At 34.7% G+C, this 17,596-nt stretch carries 18 protein-coding genes; 11 read left to right on the top strand and 7 right to left on the bottom strand.

What is annotated here, in order from left to right; all coding sequences use genetic code 11:
• Positions 1 to 216 precede the first annotated feature (216 nt).
• The 8 genes from mdh to FA045_RS16255 all read left to right on the top strand — a co-directional run bounded on the left by mdh (position 217) and on the right by FA045_RS16255 (position 6,860).
• Positions 217 to 1,155: a malate dehydrogenase gene (gene mdh / locus FA045_RS16290; protein ID WP_136878151.1), complete on the top strand. Its 939-nt coding sequence runs from the start codon at positions 217 to 219 to the stop codon at positions 1,153 to 1,155.
• Between the two features lie 97 nt (positions 1,156 to 1,252).
• Entirely contained in the window at positions 1,253 to 1,675 is a 423-nt protein-coding gene (locus tag FA045_RS16285; protein ID WP_136878150.1) for a retropepsin-like aspartic protease, read from the top strand.
• 133 nt (positions 1,676 to 1,808) lie between these two features.
• Entirely contained in the window at positions 1,809 to 2,483 is a 675-nt protein-coding gene (locus tag FA045_RS16280; protein ID WP_136878149.1) for a peptidoglycan recognition protein family protein, read from the top strand.
• Between the two features lie 60 nt (positions 2,484 to 2,543).
• The gene (locus FA045_RS16275) at positions 2,544 to 3,080 is read left to right on the top strand and encodes an SRPBCC family protein (protein WP_136878148.1); all 537 of its coding nucleotides are present in this window, start codon (positions 2,544 to 2,546) and stop codon (positions 3,078 to 3,080) included.
• Positions 3,081 to 3,245: 165 nt separating this feature from the next.
• Complete coding sequence (locus FA045_RS16270; RefSeq protein ID WP_136878147.1) at positions 3,246 to 3,923, top strand: response regulator transcription factor; 678 nt, start codon at positions 3,246 to 3,248, stop codon at positions 3,921 to 3,923.
• Positions 3,923 to 5,272, top strand: coding sequence for a sensor histidine kinase (locus tag FA045_RS16265; protein ID WP_136878146.1), 1,350 nt, complete (start codon positions 3,923 to 3,925; stop codon positions 5,270 to 5,272). The genes FA045_RS16270 and FA045_RS16265 overlap by 1 nt, the downstream gene beginning before the upstream one ends.
• 127 nt (positions 5,273 to 5,399) lie before the next feature.
• Positions 5,400 to 5,894, top strand: a complete 495-nt coding sequence (locus FA045_RS16260) for a hypothetical protein (RefSeq protein ID WP_136878145.1) — start codon at positions 5,400 to 5,402, stop codon at positions 5,892 to 5,894.
• A 39-nt stretch (positions 5,895 to 5,933) separates the two neighbouring features.
• A complete protein-coding gene (locus FA045_RS16255; RefSeq protein ID WP_136878144.1) occupies positions 5,934 to 6,860 on the top strand; it encodes a bestrophin family protein in 927 nt (308 codons plus the stop codon).
• Between the two features lie 163 nt (positions 6,861 to 7,023).
• Here the strand turns inward: FA045_RS16255 and FA045_RS16250 are convergent, their stop codons facing one another.
• Complete coding sequence (locus FA045_RS16250) at positions 7,024 to 7,455, bottom strand: T9SS type A sorting domain-containing protein (RefSeq protein ID WP_136878143.1); 432 nt, start codon at positions 7,453 to 7,455, stop codon at positions 7,024 to 7,026.
• An 87-nt stretch (positions 7,456 to 7,542) separates the two neighbouring features.
• The gene (locus FA045_RS16245; protein WP_136878142.1) at positions 7,543 to 8,232 is read right to left on the bottom strand and encodes an NUDIX hydrolase; all 690 of its coding nucleotides are present in this window, start codon (positions 8,230 to 8,232) and stop codon (positions 7,543 to 7,545) included.
• Positions 8,233 to 8,356: 124 nt separating this feature from the next.
• On the opposite strand from FA045_RS16245, the gene pfkA reads away from it, so the two are divergent.
• From pfkA to gap, 3 genes are read left to right on the top strand one after another with little or no spacing between them, the layout of a single operon-like run.
• Entirely contained in the window at positions 8,357 to 9,343 is a 987-nt protein-coding gene (gene pfkA, locus FA045_RS16240; RefSeq protein WP_136878141.1) for a 6-phosphofructokinase, read from the top strand.
• Between the two features lie 6 nt (positions 9,344 to 9,349).
• Entirely contained in the window at positions 9,350 to 10,192 is an 843-nt protein-coding gene (locus FA045_RS16235) for a hypothetical protein (protein WP_136878140.1), read from the top strand.
• A gap of 5 nt (positions 10,193 to 10,197) precedes the next feature.
• Entirely contained in the window at positions 10,198 to 11,199 is a 1,002-nt protein-coding gene (gene gap, locus FA045_RS16230) for a type I glyceraldehyde-3-phosphate dehydrogenase (RefSeq protein WP_136878139.1), read from the top strand.
• A gap of 954 nt (positions 11,200 to 12,153) precedes the next feature.
• Here the strand turns inward: gap and FA045_RS16225 are convergent.
• From FA045_RS16225 to FA045_RS16205, 5 genes are all read right to left on the bottom strand, one after another.
• Positions 12,154 to 12,609 carry a JAB domain-containing protein gene (locus tag FA045_RS16225; RefSeq protein WP_136878138.1) on the bottom strand — a complete coding sequence of 152 codons (456 nt, stop codon included), beginning with the start codon at positions 12,607 to 12,609 and terminating at the stop codon, positions 12,154 to 12,156.
• Positions 12,610 to 13,188: 579 nt separating this feature from the next.
• Positions 13,189 to 14,205, bottom strand: coding sequence for an HNH endonuclease signature motif containing protein (locus FA045_RS16220; protein ID WP_136878137.1), 1,017 nt, complete (start codon positions 14,203 to 14,205; stop codon positions 13,189 to 13,191).
• 14 nt (positions 14,206 to 14,219) lie between these two features.
• Entirely contained in the window at positions 14,220 to 15,182 is a 963-nt protein-coding gene (locus FA045_RS16215) for a DUF4062 domain-containing protein (protein WP_136878136.1), read from the bottom strand.
• 63 nt (positions 15,183 to 15,245) lie between these two features.
• Positions 15,246 to 16,937, bottom strand: a complete 1,692-nt coding sequence (locus tag FA045_RS16210) for an ATP-dependent nuclease (RefSeq protein ID WP_136878135.1) — start codon at positions 16,935 to 16,937, stop codon at positions 15,246 to 15,248.
• 484 nt (positions 16,938 to 17,421) lie between these two features.
• Positions 17,422 to 17,596: ATP-binding protein (locus tag FA045_RS16205; RefSeq protein WP_169305030.1), on the bottom strand; the 175-nt coding region annotated here is incomplete at its 5' end.

The raw sequence follows: 17,596 nt of genomic DNA, 5'->3' as shown, positions 1-17,596 counted from the left end.
CGCCAAGGCGGAGATTTAAAAGTAAAAAGATTGCAACGAAAGCGGGACTGACTTTAATAGCTACGCTACATTTGCGCTTCAAAACCTTCGGCAACTATGTAAATTAATTATCATAAGCACATTAATTTTTCCAAAGCATTTGGGTAAGCTAATGCAATTCTATATCTTGGACATCGAAAAACAGTTTTCAAAAAGAAAATCCAAAATATAACCAAAATGAAAATAACGGTAGTAGGTGCAGGAGCCGTAGGTGCAACCTGTGCAGATAACATCGCTAGAAAAGAATTAGCCGAAGAATTGGTATTGTTAGACATTAAAGAAGGTTTTGCTGAAGGTAAAGCCATCGATATGATGCAAACCGCGACCTTATTGGGCTTCGACACAAAAATTAAGGGTGTAACCAACGATTATAGTCAAACGGCAGGTTCTGCTGTGGCTGTAATTACCTCAGGCTTGCCGCGTAAACCGGGGATGACACGTGAAGAATTGATCGGTATTAATGCTGGTATTGTAAAAGGTGTGGCAGAAAATATCTTAAAATATTCGCCAGATGCGATTATCATCGTGATTAGTAACCCAATGGATACGATGACTTATTTGGCATTAAAATCATTAGGATTACCAAAAAACCGCATTATTGGTATGGGCGGAACTTTAGATAGCGCTCGTTTTAAATATTATTTAAGTGTGGCTTTAAACTGTAACTCGAACGATTTACAAGGTTTTGTAATTGGCGGACACGGTGATACGACGATGATCCCTTTAACGCGTTACGCTACTTACCAAAGTTTGCCTGTAAGCGAATTATTAGATGAAGCTACTTTAGCAAAAGTTGCTGCTGATACGATGGTTGGCGGTGCTACTTTAACTGGTTTATTAGGTACTTCGGCATGGTATGCTCCTGGAGCAGCAGGTGCTGCTTTGGTTGAATCTATTGTGCGTGACGAGAAAAAACTATTTACTTGTTGCGTTGCTTTAGAAGGTGAATACGGTCAGCAAGATATTTGTTTAGGCGTGCCAGTTATTGTTGGAAAAGATGGTTGGGAAAAAATTATCGACTATAAATTAAACGATGAAGAACAAGCTGCATTTAACAAAAGTGCAGATGCGGTGCGTAACATGAATAGCGTATTGGCTGAAATGAAATTAGTTTAACACATTTTGTCATTCTGATCCGCCGTGGTGGAGAAGTATCTCTAAGTTATTTGTCTCAGAGATTCTTCCTTCGTCAGAATGACAATTCTATTGATATATGAGAACAATCACCGTTCCATTAAAACTTATTAATTTACAAGACGACGGTTTCCACCTTTTGGTGGAAATTGTTGTTTTTGGGGAAACGCAATTTGCAGTTTTAGATACTGGAGCCTCGCGTTCGGTTTTCGACAAAGCATTAATGGAAAAACATGTGAATGAAATTTCTGTAAGCGAAGAAACACAAGCAGCAACAATTTTTAGCACTTCTGAAACATTACAAGGTATCATACCTAAGCTTAAAATTGGTGGTTTAACTTTAAAAAATTACGAGGCCGTTGCTTTAGATTTACAAAGTGTTACCGACACGTACTTAACGATGGGCCATCCCGCCATTGCGGCAATAATTGGTGGCGATATTTTAATGAAATACAAAGCTAAAATTGATTACAATAGATTAGTTTTGAGGTTTTATAAATAATTTAATTATTCAATAAATCTAATACATCATTTCAAGAAGTTTTGTCAGTCTGAGCGTAGTCGAAGACAATTACTTCATCAAAAACCTTCGACTATGCTCAGGATTACATCTGTTTGATTATACAGCTTACTAAATGACCAGCTACCAAAAATTTCTACTTCTTCTTTTAAGCATAAGTTCAAATTTTGCTTTCGCTCAGCAAATTAACATTGTTGATAAGCCCATTATTTTTGATGCTACAAGAACTAAACTTTCGTTAGATTACTTAAAAAGGCGACATGCTTTAATACAAGATGAACCAACCATAAAACCAACGATGATTGTTTTGCATTGGACAGCTTCAAGAAGTTTAATGGGAACTTACAACGCGTTTAATAAATCTATTTTACCTAGCGGAAGAAAAAATTTAACAGGAGCAAGCAGCTTAAATGTTTCTTCTCATTTTTTGGTAGATAGAGATGGGACAATTTATCAGCTATTACCCGATACTACATTTGCTAGGCACGTTATTGGCTTAAATTATTGCGCTATTGGCATCGAAAACGTGGGCAGTAATGATTATCCGCTCACTAAAGCGCAGTTATTAGCCAACGAAAAGTTAGTGAGGTATTTGAATAAGAAATATAAAATTGAATACTTAATTGGCCATTACGAGCATACCTTGTTCAAAAATACTTCATTATGGCGTGAAACAAATCCTTATTATCAATCTGGTAAAATTGACCCAGGAAAAACCTTCATGAAGAATATTAGAGAAGAATTACAGGATTTGAATTTAAAAGGCGCTCCAATTAAGGTGAGCAAGTAAAATCCACTTTGTTTTGAGTTGGTTTATTTTTATCTTTAATTAAACCAAAAAACAAATCTTATGAAATTTTTAAAAGTATTAGGGATTATTGTGGCTGCTCTGGCTGTAATAATTCTTGTAGGCGGCATGTTGCTGCCTAAAACCTATTCAGTAAGTAGATCTACCATGATCAATGCATCAGACAGTACAATTTACAACAACATTGCTAATTTTAATGAATTTTTGAAATGGAATCCATGGTATAAAATGGAGCCATCAGCAAAAACAACAATCAGTGGACCAATTGCCCAACCTACTCATTTATACCAATGGGTTGGCGAAGAAACAGGTACTGGACAAATGAAAATTAAACAAGTTGAAACGAATAAAATGGTGGATATTGAATTGAAATTTATTGAACCATTTGAAAGTTTAGCAGATACAAAATTTGAAAATACCACAGATGGAGCCAATAAAAAAGTAACTTGGAGCATGAGTGGCGATAATAATTTGATGGGTAAATGGATGGGCGTTTTTATGAGCATGGACAGCATGATTGGTAAAGACTTTGAGGATGGATTAAAATACCTAAAAGAAAAATCAGAAAGCGGAATGTAATTTACTTCCATCAAATCTAAAACCTTGCTCAATTGCAAGGTTTTTTTGCATTATTATTAAATGTTAAAACATACATTGTCTATCTTTTGTTAAAATACGTTAAGCTTTTAAATTATAATAGGTTAAACTTTTGTTTAACCATATATTTTAGAATATTTGTTGCTGATGAATTTGTTACTAGTTGAAGATGAACCCAATGTTGTTTCGGTTGTTACCAGAGGCTTAGCTGAAGAGGGATTTAATGTAAGCGTTGCGCCAGATGGTTTAATTGGCGAAAAAATGGCGTTAACCAACAACTTCGATCTCATTATTTTAGATATTATGCTACCCGGCATTAATGGTTTAGAGCTTTGTAAAATTATTAAAGACAAAAAGCCAAGCATACCTATTATTATGCTAACAGCTTTGGGCACTACAGAAAATGTAGTAAATGGCTTAGATAACGGTGCCGATGATTACCTGATTAAACCGTTTAAATTTGCAGAACTTTGCGCAAGAATTAGGATGTTACTGAGACGATACAATGGTGCAGCTGCAAATGATCAAATTATTAATATTGCCGATTTACAACTAAACCTAACCGCAAAATCAGTTAAAAGGGCAAATACCGAAATCGTATTAACCGCTACAGAATATAGGCTACTGGAGTTTATGGCAAAAAACAAAGGCAAAATACTTTCTCGTATTGATATTTTAGAAAATGTCTGGGACATAGATTTTAACATGGGTACAAACGTGGTAGATGTGTATGTAAATTATCTCCGTAAAAAAATTGATAAGCCAGAATTAGAAAAATTAATACATACTGCCATAGGTTTAGGCTATGTTTTAAAAGAAGTTTAATGAATATCGCCAAAAAAATAACGCTATTATTTGCCATCCTATCCGCTGTAATCATTACATTACTGAGTGGCTTTGTTTGGTATTTCTCAAATGAGTTTGCCTTCGAAGATTTTTACAAACGTCTTGAAGCCAGGGTTAACATAGCGGCAGAAATTAAATTTTCTGACGACAAGAATAACAATGCTTATGCAAAAGTTAGAAATCAATATTTAGAGCGGTTGCCAGATGAGAAAGAATATTTTATCGAAAAAAATGGAACGTCAATCCCCAAATTTGAGATGGATTTACCTAAAAGTTTTTTCGATAACATTAATGCAGGGAGATTATCTAGGTACCGAAAAGAAAATCATTTTTATGCCGGAAAATTAGTTACTAGAAATCAGCAAAGCTACATTGTTATTGTTTCTGCCAACGATCCATTCGGATTTAGAGAATTGAGAGATTTACAGAAAATTTTAATTGTTGGTTTTTTTCTTTCTGTATTCACTTCGTTTATAGTAGGCTGGAAATTTTCTAACTACATGTTAAATCCGCTCAGAAACATTATTAAAAGTGTTAAAAAAATAAAAGCAGAAAATTTACACTTGCGCTTAGATGTTAAAGGAACAGATGAAATGTCTCAACTTTCTCAAACTTTTAACAATATGCTTAATCGTTTAGAAACAGCTTTCGAAACGCAAAACAATTTCATCAGCAATGCATCTCATGAACTAAGAACTCCCTTAACAATTATAAGTGGTGAAGTTGAGCTAGCCATTAGAAACGAAGATTTAAGTGATAAACAATTTAGGGCTTTAACCAAAATAAGAGATGAAGCAGAAAGGTTAGAGCATATTTTAACAAGTTTGTTGGGCCTAGCTCAATCGGGCTTTAATGGGCAAAACCAACCCTGGGAACAGGTAAGAATGGACGAGCTAATTCTAGAAACTCAAAATGCGGTTACTCAAGTTCATCCAGAGAGTAAAATTGAAATAGATTTTAGTCAACTACCTGATGATGAAAGCAAAATCACCTTAAAAGCCAATAGAAACTTAATTAAGCTAGCTATTACTAACATTGTAAGCAACGCTTGCAAATACTCCAACAATAAACCTGTACTCATTACCCTCGAAAGTAAATTAAATGTATTATCAATTGCCATCAAAGACCAAGGCATTGGCATTCCACAGGGTGATATACAACATATTTTCGAACCTTTTTATCGAGCTTCTAATACTTCGCCATTTAAAGGCTACGGAATAGGTTTGCCATTATCATTAAACATTATTCGCTTACATCGCGGTAGTATTGGCATCTCCTCACAAGAAAAAATTGGCACAGAAATTAAAGTTCTGCTTCCAATTTCTTAGCTTTGTATTATTAAAAATCAATTATTTGAAATTCTAATCTCGTTCTAATCTCACTCTTATTTGGTTATAATAACATAGCCCTAAACTTGTATAAATAATTTAATCATTTATTAAAACAAGAAGAGTTATGAAAACCGTATTAGTTCCAACAGACTTCAACGTAGAAAGCTTAAAAATTATAGACTCACTGGTAATTACGCACAAACCAGAAGAAATCGGGATAGTTTTTATTCATGCCTTTAAACTTTCAGATTCAATTACAGATATGCTAATGCTTAGTCGCAGAAGCAGAGATTACGAAAATGTGAGCGATGAGTTTTATACTCAATTAGAATTGTACAAGCAAAAATATCCCAATCACATTAAATTTATTGGGATAGATTATTTTTATGGTAGTTCTGTAGCTGCTTTCAAAAACTTTATAGAAGCAAAAGATGCCTCGTGTATTGCATACCCTAAAGATTACAATTTTACGCCCTTACATAAAAATAGCATAGATCCATCAACCATAACTAAAAGATGCGGTTGCGATGTTTTAGAATTGGATATTACCCAATTTGCTGGAGAAGAAAAGCTGTTCGAGACAAAAATGTCTGAAAAACGCTCGTCAATAAGCGCCTAATAAAAGTTAAGCGTAGTTTTTAACCCAAATTTTATCATCATGCTACTACGAAATAATATCCCCCTGTCTTATATTTTTGGGAAAATTAAAAAAGAAATTTTCTTTGTAACTGCCTATTCGCTAGGCATAGTAGTGCTTTATCAAAATTTCCACGTAACCAGAATATCAATCCCTCTTGCTGTTCCGGCATTATTAGGCACCATTATTTCATTGTTGCTAGCGTTTAGATCTAATCAGGCTTACGACAGGTGGTGGGAAGCCAGAATTTTATGGGGAGCAATTGTTAACGACTCAAGAACCTTGGCCAGACAGATTGTTTCATTGGTTGATAATCCTTATGCTTTGCCAGAGGTAGAAAACTTTCAGAAACGTTTCATTAGACGACAAATTGCTTGGTGTAATGCTTTAAGTCAACAGCTACGAGGTTTTAGCGCACACAAAGGCTTAGAAAGATACCTCGATAAAAATGAAATGGCTTTTATAAAAAATCAACGTAATGTAACTGTGGCTTTGTTAGAGTTACATGCGATGGATTTAAAAAGAGCCTTAAATGAAGGTTGGCTTAACAAATATCAGCAAATAGAGATTGACAAAACTTTAACGGCTTTATGTAACCACATGGGTGGATCTGAGCGTATTAAAAATACCGTTTTCCCAGTAACGTACAGTAAATATATCAATATGTCAATCCATTTATTTATTGTGTTATTACCTTTCGGATTGATTGAATACTTTGGATATATGGAAGTTCCTTTAGTTATTGCTATTGCTACCTTCTTTTTGTTAGTAGAAAAAATGGCAGTGCATTTACAAGATCCTTTCGAAAATAAACCTACTGATACACCAACAACAACAATTTGTAGAACAATCGAAAAAGATTTATGTCAAATGATTGATGACCAAAAATTATATGAAGACATGCCACAAGTAGAAAAAGCAAGTATCGGCTCTTACTACATCTTATAAATGATTAATACCAAATATATAGCCTCTTTCAAAATTTATTGGAAGGGGCTTTTTTTTATAAAATAAATTAGCCCCAAACATCACGAACTCCTTACTTGGGCGTCATCCCCACGCAGGTGGGGATCCTAATGCGCAAGCTATTATAGATTTTCAATATCCTCATCTATTGCACAATAATTTTCCTGCTGTAAGATTTGTTATCCACTTGCAAAAACAGAATATACATACCAGCGCTGATGTTATTTCTGGCAAATTCCCAATAATATTCATGCTTACCAGCGTTTTGCTGTTGTTTAATTAAAACAGCCAATTGTTTACCCGCCAAATCTATTACACGTAGCTGAATGTTTGCTTTGTTAGCTAAATAATAAGATACAGTAGTTGATGCACTTGCAGGATTAGGATAATTAATAAAATCAAGCGTTTGTTGAGGCTTACTATGGTTCAAAATATCATCCCAGCCGTAAAACGAAGAAAAATTTGAATAGGCAGATAAAAACAAATATGGAGCACGCCGATTTTGCTGTGCTTGAGCAGTTAAGTTCAACACGGTTAGCCCAACAAAAAGTACAATTAATTTGTAGAGTTTCTCCATATAATTGGGGTTCTTAGTGTAAATATAACACTTGTAACTAAAAGTTAGCTAACTATTTAGCTTTTTTAATTAAAACTATTTAAAAACTTAAAAAGAAATTTCTTTACCAAATAGTTTAGCATATTTTCTTTTGTCAAATTTATAAAGAGTTGCAGCCCTAAAAGAAACACCTTTTTGCTTTTCATCGAGTTCTTTTAAAACCCCAAAACTTAAAATTTTCTTTCTAAAATTCCGCTTATCTAACTTTTTACCCAAAATCAGTTCGTACACATTTTGCACTTGCGTTAACGTAAATTTCTCGGGCAATAACTCAAAAGCTATGGGCAAATGCTTAATTCTACGTTTTATTTTTTCTAATCCCTTATCAAAAATATGTTGGTGGTCAAACCCTAGTTTAGGCAATTCTTTTACGTTAATCCACTGGGCTTTTTTTGCATAAGTGGTTAAAGGCTTTAGTGCTTTATCACCCCCTAAACGCAACATGGCATAATAAGCAACTGTAATAACCCTACCTTGGGGATGCCGGTCTACCTCACCAAAAGTAAAATATTGCTCCATGTAAATATCACTTAAACCCGTAAGTTCATGCAAAATTCGCGATGCAGATTGATCTACACTTTCGTTTTCACCTACCAAATTGCCTGGCAAGGCCCACCAATCTTTAAATGGTTCTTCATTTCGCTCAATTAATAAAATTTTGAGTTCGCCATTGTCGAAACCAAATAAAACACAATCTATAGAGACTGCCGAATTAAACACAGGGAGTACTTCTTTCAAAACAAATACGTTTATATTTTTTATAATATTAGAACAAAATAAATACACTTGTTCTGTTAATTCATAAAAATAATAAAAAAAAAATTACTTAGTGTAAAAAATACACACTATATTCGTATATAAAATGGAACCAAATATTAGAAATATTGCTGTACTAACCTCTGGAGGAGATGCACCAGGCATGAATGCTTGCATTAGAGCCGTTGTACGTACAGGAATTTACCACGGAAGAAACATGTTCGGGGTAATGCAAGGCTATCAAGGTTTAATTGATAATAACATAAACGAAATGACCGCCCGCTCTGTAAGTAATATATTACACATGGGTGGCACCGTTCTTAAAACTGCCAGATGCCTCGCTTTTAAAGAAGATGCAGGAATGGAAATAGCCTTTAAAAACTTACAAGACAGACACATTGATGGATTAATTGTAATTGGTGGCGATGGAACCTTTACAGGTGCCAAAAGATTTGGCGAAAAATATGGGATTAATGTAATTGGCATACCCGGAACCATAGATAACGATCTTTATGGCTCAGATTTTACACTAGGTTACGATACCGCTGTAAATACCATTATTGATGCTATTGATAAAATTAGAGATACCGCCGATTCGCATGATCGTTTGTTTTTTATAGAGGTTATGGGACGCGATTCAGGTTGTTTGGCTTTAAGAACAGCAATTGCCAGCGGAGCTGAAGCAGTTTTATTGCCAGAAAAAGAAACCTCGCTAAAACAATTAATTACCAAGCTTAAATCTGGTGTAACTACCAAAAAATCATCGAGCATTGTAATTGTTTCTGAAGGAAATAAATATGGTGGCGCTTATGATATTGCTAAAAGTGTAAAACGTAAATTTACGCATTACGACACCAAAGTAACCATTTTGGGGCACCTGCAAAGAGGTGGTAGTCCGAGTGGGTTTGATAGAATTTTAGGAAGCAGACTGGGTTATGCAGCTGTAAATGCAATTATAAAAGGCGAAAGCATGCAAATGGTTGGTTTACGCGGGAACGAAATTAAGTTAACTAGTTTAGAAGAAGCCTTACACGCTCACAACTATAAACTAGAAGACGATTTGTTAGAAATGACTCATGTTTTATCAATTTAACTAATCATGATAGCAGTAGTTTACAGCGGATCGAAAAGTGCCTTTTGGCGAATAGCAAACGATGGAAAGGTGATTGCAGAATGCACCATGGCAGGCATAAACCCTACATTTAATGATCAGAAGCATATTTTACATCTTCTTAATAAAAACATCACCTTAATTAATTATGCAGAGGCGATTAAAAAGATTTATGTTTTTGCTGCAGGTGCATCTGCCCCTAAAATGCAAGAAAGTTTAGCCGAAACTTTGGAGATCTTTTTCAAGAATGCAAAAATAAAGGTTAAAGACGATTTATATGGTGCATCCTTATCTGCATGTTATGATCAAAGCGGCATTGTAGGTATTTTAGGTAGCGGAGCTAATTGTGCTTATTTTGATGGTAAAATACCCGAAAAAAATAACTACGGACTAGGTTATATTCTTGGAGATGAAGGTTCTGCAAACTATTTGGGCAAAATTTTGTTAAAAAATTACCTAGAAGAAAAAATTCCATCAGCACTGCGCAAAAAATTTGAAGATAAATATAATGTAGATCGAGCCATTATTTTAGAACGAATTTATAAAAAACCAGGCGTACAAAATTATTTAAGCTCTTTTCTTGATTTCTATTTTGAAAACAGAAACGACAAATATTTAGAGCAAATTGTGGATTTAGCTTTTGATAAATATTTTACTACCTATTTATTACCCACCATTGCCAAACACCCAAATGAAGAAATACATTTTGTAGGTACCGTAGCAGGAAATTTCCAAGACAGGTTGCGTTTAGTAGCGCAAAAATATAATGTACAAATTATTACAATAACAAAAGAACCAATAAATAATTTAATTAATTATTACTCAAATTAAATAAAATGACTAAAGTAGGAATAAATGGATTTGGCCGTATCGGCAGATTAGTTTTTAGAGCCGCAATTAAAAGAGGCTTAGACATTGTTGCAATTAACGACTTAATTGAGCCAGATTACATGGCTTACATGTTAAAATATGACACCACTCATGGTCGTTTTGACGGCACCATCGAAGTAAAAGACGGTCAGTTAGTAGTTAACGGAAAAACAATCCGAATTACTGCAGAAAAAGACCCAGCTAACCTAAAATGGGGTGATGTTGGTGTAGATATCGTAATCGAATCTACTGGTTTGTTTTTAACCCGTGCCGATGCCGAAAAACACATCGCCGCTGGTGCTAAAAAAGTAGTTTTCTCGGCTCCAGCTAAAGATGCTGATATCCCAACTTACGTAATGGGTGTAAACCACGAAAAATTAACCGCAGATCAAACTATCGTATCTAACGCATCTTGTACCACCAACTGTTTAGCCCCAATTGCTAAAGTATTAAACGATAACTTTGGTATTGTTGAAGGTTTAATGAGCACCATCCACGCGGTAACTGCAACACAAAAAACTGTTGATGGTCCTTCGGCTAAAGACTGGAGAGGCGGACGTGGTGGTTTCTCTAACATCATTCCTTCATCTACAGGTGCTGCTAAAGCCGTAGGTATGGTTTTACCAGAATTAAAAGGAAAATTAACCGGTATGTCTTTCCGTGTACCTGTTGCAGATGTTTCTGTAGTAGATTTAACTGCACGTTTAGAAAAACCAGCTACTTACGAACAAATTAAAGCAGCCATGAAAGAAGCTTCTGAAGGTTACTTAAAAGGTGTTTTAGGTTATACAGAAGAAGAAGTGGTTTCATCTGATTTTATCGGCAACGATCACGCTTCTATTTTTGATGCTGGAGCTGGTATCTCATTAAATGATAATTTCGTTAAAGTGGTTTCATGGTACGATAACGAGTGGGGTTATTCTTCTGCCCTAGCTAAGTTTGTAGAATACTACGGAAGTTTAAAATAGCATACCCTTCTAAATTAATAATTACACAAGAGGCAGTACCCAAAAGGTATTGCCTTTTTTAATGTAAAAAAATGCTCAACACCAATAAAATAATCATTTAATCTTAGAAAAACGATGGTATGCGTTTCAGTTGCTCCTTTCCTTCTTTTCGCTGCCACTTGCCATACAGGCCGCAATTTTTTCCTCTCCAACCGCTTCGCTAACCATACTTTACAAAAATTATTTACACTCCAAAACTTGTCTGCAGTGGCTAAAGGTTTAGAAAACAAAGCTTACACTGTTTTGGCAAAAGCTATTGCTCAACCCGTCATCAACAAAATATTAAACTTACAGCAAAATTCAATTTCAATATTTAATGTCATCCAAAACTTTAAAACCTCAACTAATTGTAAACCAGAATTACAATTTCAACTGCTTATTTTAACATCAAAAAACAATTTTTTAACATAAATTTAACGTTTACTAATAAATTTATAAAAATTTTGAAGCTATATTTGCGCTATAAATGTTGGTTTAAATAAGCTTTTAAGTACTTTTGTCATTTGAAAAACACGAAATTAAAAATAAATTAAAATTCCTTAGTGTATTTTTTACACTATTATAAAATTATTTATATATTTGTATCATCAAAGGTTGAGAGAATTAAAAAACTCAATCGATTAATAAGAAAAACAACCAGGATATCGGTTTAAAAAAATAACCCGTTCATACAGGTTTATATTTGGTTAGAAAAGGAGATTAGTCTGGATGGATAATCTCCTTTCTTTTTTTAAGCCTGTTTGGTGCTTCAGTTATGGTTTAAAGAGAGATTTAGGTTCGATTTGTTTAATAATCTGTTATTTTTAATTGTCTAAATATACGTTTCTTTAAAAGTAAATTCTTCTCTCTCGTCCCTATTGTCCCTGATCTCGTCCCTATCGATCAATAAATTCACTGCTCTCGTCCCTGTGTTTTTTACATTAAACAATTATCCGCTAAGCTGTAATAACTATCATTTGTAATGACCAGATGATCTGCAACAATTATTCCTAGTAACTTTCCACCGTTGACAATCTGCTTAGTGATGTTTATATCTTCATTACTTGGTTTTAGGTTTCCACTCGGATGATTGTGCGCAATCACAATGCTTGTAGCATTTGCTTTTAGAGCTATGGAGAAAATAACTCTTGGGTCTAAGACCGTTCCCGTAACACCCCCTTGGGAAATATGTGCCAATCCTAATACTCTATTATTTCTGTTCAGTAGGATCACTTTACATTGCTCCAGTAGCTCTATTTTTCCTTTATCCCATTGGTGTATAAAGATTTGATAGGCTTGCTCAGACTGGCTTATTTTAGGTCTGTCTTGAGCTTTAAATTTCGGGTGGTAGCTTATTTGTACTTCTGCTACTTGATAAATTTCTTGTTCCATATTGTTTTAAATTAAATATGGTACAGCTATCAAGCTTTCAACTCAATAAGCAAAGGAGGAACGGAATAAATAGGTTGTGTAGTGGCTACGTGAGCGTTTATGCCGTAGTTCCTTTAAGCGTTTGAGCGGGAAGCTTTAACTTTGTTTAATATTTGATTGTATATATGTTTTCCTATCTAATAAATTATGTATGACCTGAAACATCAGTTTAAATTCTTAGATCTGTCAATACCACTGCTTAAAACATAATATTTCAGATCAAGTGAGTGATATAGCTTCAATTTTTGGAATGGTATTGTTTTATTAACTTGTATATATACCCCCTTTGATAGAAAAATACAAAATAGAAATAAGGGCTTTCAATGCAATCTCAGAGAGAGATCTTTGGTTTATTAGAGTTTGATGGTTAATTATTGTTCGCTGATTTAAAAGGTGGTGTTTATAATTCTGCACCGTTTAAACTAGTTAAAAGCAATGGATACTAATAGTTATGAGTCCAACATGATCTTTTTTACCTAGGTAGATAATTGATTTAATTCAGCGTTGTTCTCTTGATTTGTTGAAAGGGTGATCAGTAGCCTATTGTATAGAACTAGCGAACATTTCTTCTAGCTCTTCTGTCGGATGGAAACCAGTTTCTGCCCTGTCATGCATAAACAAACCATCTTCGTATGTTACAATTGCAAGTGAATGAGGCAAATTTTTTTCATTGACTTGTTCAGAAAGCTCAGCCAATGGTACAGGAATCCGATCACCCTGTACTTCTTGGTAAGTGTAAGCCGCCTTAGTCAACACGTACAGCGATTGTCTGTCTCTTGAAAACCCTCTTTTTACAACCACGTACTCCCCGTTATGGTTTCGAAAGAACACCGACCCACTCGTCAATTTCTCATAATAGGCTACTAATGGATTGCCGTCGAATGCTTGTGGTGTACTTGGATATTCATTTGGCTTATCCTCATAACTAAAAACAATACCCTGTACGGCGTTAGGGGTCTTAGATATTATGTATCTAGGTGGTGTAGGAAGTATATTTTCTTCATGGCCTCGACTAAAAATCCAATCACCTAAAGAACCTCCTTGCCATGGTTTATCACTTTTTGCCCATGCAAGTAAACGTTCTCGGCTCATCTCTGCCTCTTCTTTACTAACCGCACACATCCAATCAAACCGAGGGTCTGGAAACAGATTGCGAAACTTTGCAGGATCAGCAAGGAATGCTTCGACGCTCCCACATATACTAGCAATTCTTCTAGATGTTATGGGGTTGAGTAAAACGTTTTCCAATCTGGTAACCCATCTAAGGTTTTCTGGTCTATTGTTGTGTCTATTAGTATCAATATGGTCAACAACATGCTCTTTAGTTGGTGCATCGCCATGATATGCTGTTGCAATTATTCTATGAACGGTAGCAGATGCAATCTCCAAGTATCCATTTTTAAAATTTTCATTCCCATAAGTCCATTGATTATCATACTTACGCATCCTTCCTCCAATCTTAGAGTGACGCAACACCATACCATTATTTCTTACAGAGTACAACTCCTCTTTGTAAATACAACGTCTATCCTCTTCTAAGTTAAACAAGTCTGCCATACTATATGAGTACTTTAAAAAGGAAGGTCGTCTTCCTCACCAACAGCACTAAATATATGAAGAGATATGTAATCACTTTTCCATTCATCCTTTGTGAGAACCCGTAATTTGTTGTCAACGAACAAATGAGACTTGACAGACAAAGTAGTTTTAACATTATACTTTTCTGAATACCAGTTGAAATCTTCCTCGAAAGGTAATGGGTCCTCTTCAGCTCTATATCCAAAGGCACGAAGAAGAGAATCTAATTCCTCCCAACTAGTGAAATAAACTCTAAATGGGATTTTAAGTAGTGATTTAACTTCAAGCATTGCTGGATGACCACTTAAAAGAATTTCATTTATCGCATTGTCTTTATCTCGTTTTTCCTCTGTTAGAAATTTAACTAGTTGATTAAGGGTTTTAGCTGTATCTTCTACTCCTTTTATGATATTGATTTCTTTAACTCTTGTTTGTTCTTGTAGAAATCTTTGAAATAAACCTGCCCACTGCTCTTTCAAAAAGTTAACGATATCCATTGAAGTTTCAAATGGATGAATTGTATTATTGTGTGGAAGTCCCTCAACAAATTCTATGAATTCATGGATTTTAATGTTATCAGCATAAGTATAATTTATATTCTCATTACCTTTATTACTTAAATAAAATCTATACTCGCTATAAACCCCTTTATCAATAAAGATATAAACTTGTTTGTTTAGCTCATACGCAGTTTTCAGTTCTGTTTGGGAAATCGAGTCGGGCGATGTCTTACTTGCAGACCCAAATCTTCCACCAATAATTGCTACCAGTATATCAACATTGTTAATTTCATTATAACAGTAGTCTTCAAGTTTTGTCTCTTTGCCATAAGGTATGTTTCCTTGCTCATTTAGCACTGCTTCAAAACCTTGTTCTTTTATAAACCTTTCAATATCTGCCCTCACTTGCTGCAGATCGAAGAATGTTGAACTTAAGAATACCCTTGGTTTGGCCATATCATATTTGTTGTGTAAAAATCAAATATAATTATTTGACCTAACATTTGGAACTAGTAAAAATCAAGGTTCAACCTGATTACGTTTTAAAACGCTGTCTTTAAACTCCGGCAAGGCTTCAATCCTCTTAGCAATATCTGTCACCCATACAGGAACTTGGTCACTTTTAGTAATATTATTCCTAACGTCTTTAAAGAGTTTCAGACCTTTACTTGAGGTTTGAAAACCTAAATTTTCATTAAGTGTATGGGAAAATCCTAAATATTCTTCGCAAGTGGAATTGTCAGGAAAGTCACTATCTTTATTAAATAGGCTTAGTAATGCTTTGTTCTTTTTGATCGTATCCTTTTCATCGTTGGTGTTAATGTGATGGCTATCACCATCAAAAATCAAGTAACAAGGTATTCCTAATTCCACATACAACCTAAAAAAACGATCGATATCGCCCTTAGATCCACATCTTACAATAGTAATTCCCTTTCCAATGTAATCAAATTCAATCATGCTAAATAAATATGGTAGTACGAGTGATTCACTTTGTCCCTCAACCAGTATAACTTTCTTTGCAAAGAATGCCTCATTTGCCTTTTGGGTATCTCCAGTTTCTTCGTAGGCATTCCTATATTGCAACATCATATCCGTGATGTTTGAAGTGATTCCAATTCTCAGGAACAAGTCGTCGCAAAAAAGCTTAGGGTGGGCACTATTAATAAATGTGCCTTTGCTTGCTGTCTTACGCGTAACAAAAACTTCGTTAAAGCGCCCAACGCTCAAAAAATTAGGGGAGTGAGTAGTATAAAATATTTGTGTTCCTGATTGAGCAAGATCACATAGAACATTATAAAAGCTTCTCTGAGCTTGAGGGTGCAAGAAAAGCTCAGGTTCGTCGATAAATAGTGGAGTGTTATTGTTTAGTTTTAGTTTTGAATAGGCTTTAAGTACTGCTATTGAAATGGATGCTTGCACTCCCATACCAAGTCTAGATGCCTGAAAATGAAGGTCAGTGCAACTATCTTTAACAATAACCTGTAGTGTACGGAAAAAGTTCCAAGGGTCGTAAAGATTTAGATCAATGGACAAATCTTCCTTTGGCCGATTTAATTGTATAGCAGTTTCTGTCTGAAGTAACTCAATAAATTGTTTCATTACCAAATTACCATCGTCATCCTGAACACTGAAGAGCACATCATCTCGTATTCTCTCCAATCCACTTATAAATATATCTGATTTATTGATTAATTCTCCAGTATCAGTATCTACAACTTTCTCCTTTTTAAACATATCGTTGATGTCTTGAAGTATTCTCCCCATCAATGACCATCTATTTGAAGGTAGATGCTCAAGTATATTTCTTTCAACACCTAGGTAAGCTGAACAATATTTTTGCCTCTGTATATCTGTGACATACTGCCCAGACAGATTTAAACCAGACTTAGAGCGACCTTGCGGATCATTCCATTTTTCTGCAAGCTCAAGATAGTTTCCATCATCATAATACAGCCTGATGTTAATCAAGTTTTCCATTAAACCCATATAATGGTCTTGTGGCAAAGTCGAGTTAAATGAGGGAAATGCAGGGCCTAATGCCCAATTAATAGCATCGAAAATATTGCTTTTGCCAACACTATTTTCTCCTATAAAAGAGTTTAGGTAACGTGAACAATTTATTTCTATGTGGGAAATACTTTTATAGTTGTCAATTACTATGCGCTTGATTTTCATTGAGAGTTCAATTTCTCTAATATAGCCAATCAAGATTTAAGATTAAAAATTATCAAACTATATTTTCGAACTAATCCTGCAGAGGTTCTTCATCTGTATTTAAAGACTTTAACAAACAATCCCCTTGTTAGGCTTCTTCTTTGTAGATACTGCATTAATATCGCGTTTTAACTTAGTAGCAACCATTAAAGAATCCGGGAATGAAACACACATCTCCAAAAGCTGTTCTATACTTTTATCTTTATCCAACCATTTCAGCTATTTGGTTGTAGCAATATCCATTTCTAAAAGTGAAATGATTTGTTAAGAGGTAGGTTTGATTATTGGATATCTTATTATTATGGATTGCTATTTTAGAAGGTAAACATCTTTAAACTGTTACTTAATAGGTATCACTGTATATTTCGGAGAAACTGACCATGTGATTCCGTGGCAAACTGACCACCTAATTTGCTGGCGAACGAACGTTGCAAATGCTATAGAAGCGTTAACAAAAGTAGTTATTTAAAGTTGTTTTTTATTGGAAGCTATTTTCTTGCACAGGCACCCTTTTCTTCCGCATTGATTCTCCCTTGAGTTCAATACGGTTGGCATCATGAACAATCCTATCCAATATTGCGTCGGCAATGGTTTTTTCACCAATCACTTCATGCCATTTGCTTACTGGCAGCTGTGAGGTAATGATAAGTGAG

The sequence above is a fragment of the Pedobacter cryotolerans genome, assembly GCF_005116475.1.
In the GTDB taxonomy this organism is placed as follows: Bacteria; Bacteroidota; Bacteroidia; order Sphingobacteriales; family Sphingobacteriaceae; genus Pedobacter; species Pedobacter cryotolerans.
Note: the sequence above shows the minus strand (reverse complement) of the source record. Positions and strands in the feature narration are given on the sequence as shown.

Excerpts from the sequence above, each read along its gene's own strand:
- mdh (WP_136878151.1), top strand. The coding sequence starts at position 217 with ATGAAAATAACGGTAGTAGGTGCAGGAGCCGTAGGTGCAACCTGTGCA.
- FA045_RS16285 (WP_136878150.1), top strand. The coding sequence starts at position 1,253 with ATGAGAACAATCACCGTTCCATTAAAACTTATTAATTTACAAGACGAC.
- FA045_RS16280 (WP_136878149.1), top strand. The coding sequence starts at position 1,809 with ATGACCAGCTACCAAAAATTTCTACTTCTTCTTTTAAGCATAAGTTCA.
- FA045_RS16275 (WP_136878148.1), top strand. The coding sequence starts at position 2,544 with ATGAAATTTTTAAAAGTATTAGGGATTATTGTGGCTGCTCTGGCTGTA.
- FA045_RS16270 (WP_136878147.1), top strand. The coding sequence starts at position 3,246 with ATGAATTTGTTACTAGTTGAAGATGAACCCAATGTTGTTTCGGTTGTT.
- FA045_RS16265 (WP_136878146.1), top strand. The coding sequence starts at position 3,923 with ATGAATATCGCCAAAAAAATAACGCTATTATTTGCCATCCTATCCGCT.
- FA045_RS16260 (WP_136878145.1), top strand. The coding sequence starts at position 5,400 with ATGAAAACCGTATTAGTTCCAACAGACTTCAACGTAGAAAGCTTAAAA.
- FA045_RS16255 (WP_136878144.1), top strand. The coding sequence starts at position 5,934 with ATGCTACTACGAAATAATATCCCCCTGTCTTATATTTTTGGGAAAATT.
- FA045_RS16250 (WP_136878143.1), bottom strand. The coding sequence starts at position 7,455 with ATGGAGAAACTCTACAAATTAATTGTACTTTTTGTTGGGCTAACCGTG.
- pfkA (WP_136878141.1), top strand. The coding sequence starts at position 8,357 with ATGGAACCAAATATTAGAAATATTGCTGTACTAACCTCTGGAGGAGAT.
- FA045_RS16235 (WP_136878140.1), top strand. The coding sequence starts at position 9,350 with ATGATAGCAGTAGTTTACAGCGGATCGAAAAGTGCCTTTTGGCGAATA.
- gap (WP_136878139.1), top strand. The coding sequence starts at position 10,198 with ATGACTAAAGTAGGAATAAATGGATTTGGCCGTATCGGCAGATTAGTT.
- FA045_RS16225 (WP_136878138.1), bottom strand. The coding sequence starts at position 12,609 with ATGGAACAAGAAATTTATCAAGTAGCAGAAGTACAAATAAGCTACCAC.
- FA045_RS16220 (WP_136878137.1), bottom strand. The coding sequence starts at position 14,205 with ATGGCAGACTTGTTTAACTTAGAAGAGGATAGACGTTGTATTTACAAA.
- FA045_RS16215 (WP_136878136.1), bottom strand. The coding sequence starts at position 15,182 with ATGGCCAAACCAAGGGTATTCTTAAGTTCAACATTCTTCGATCTGCAG.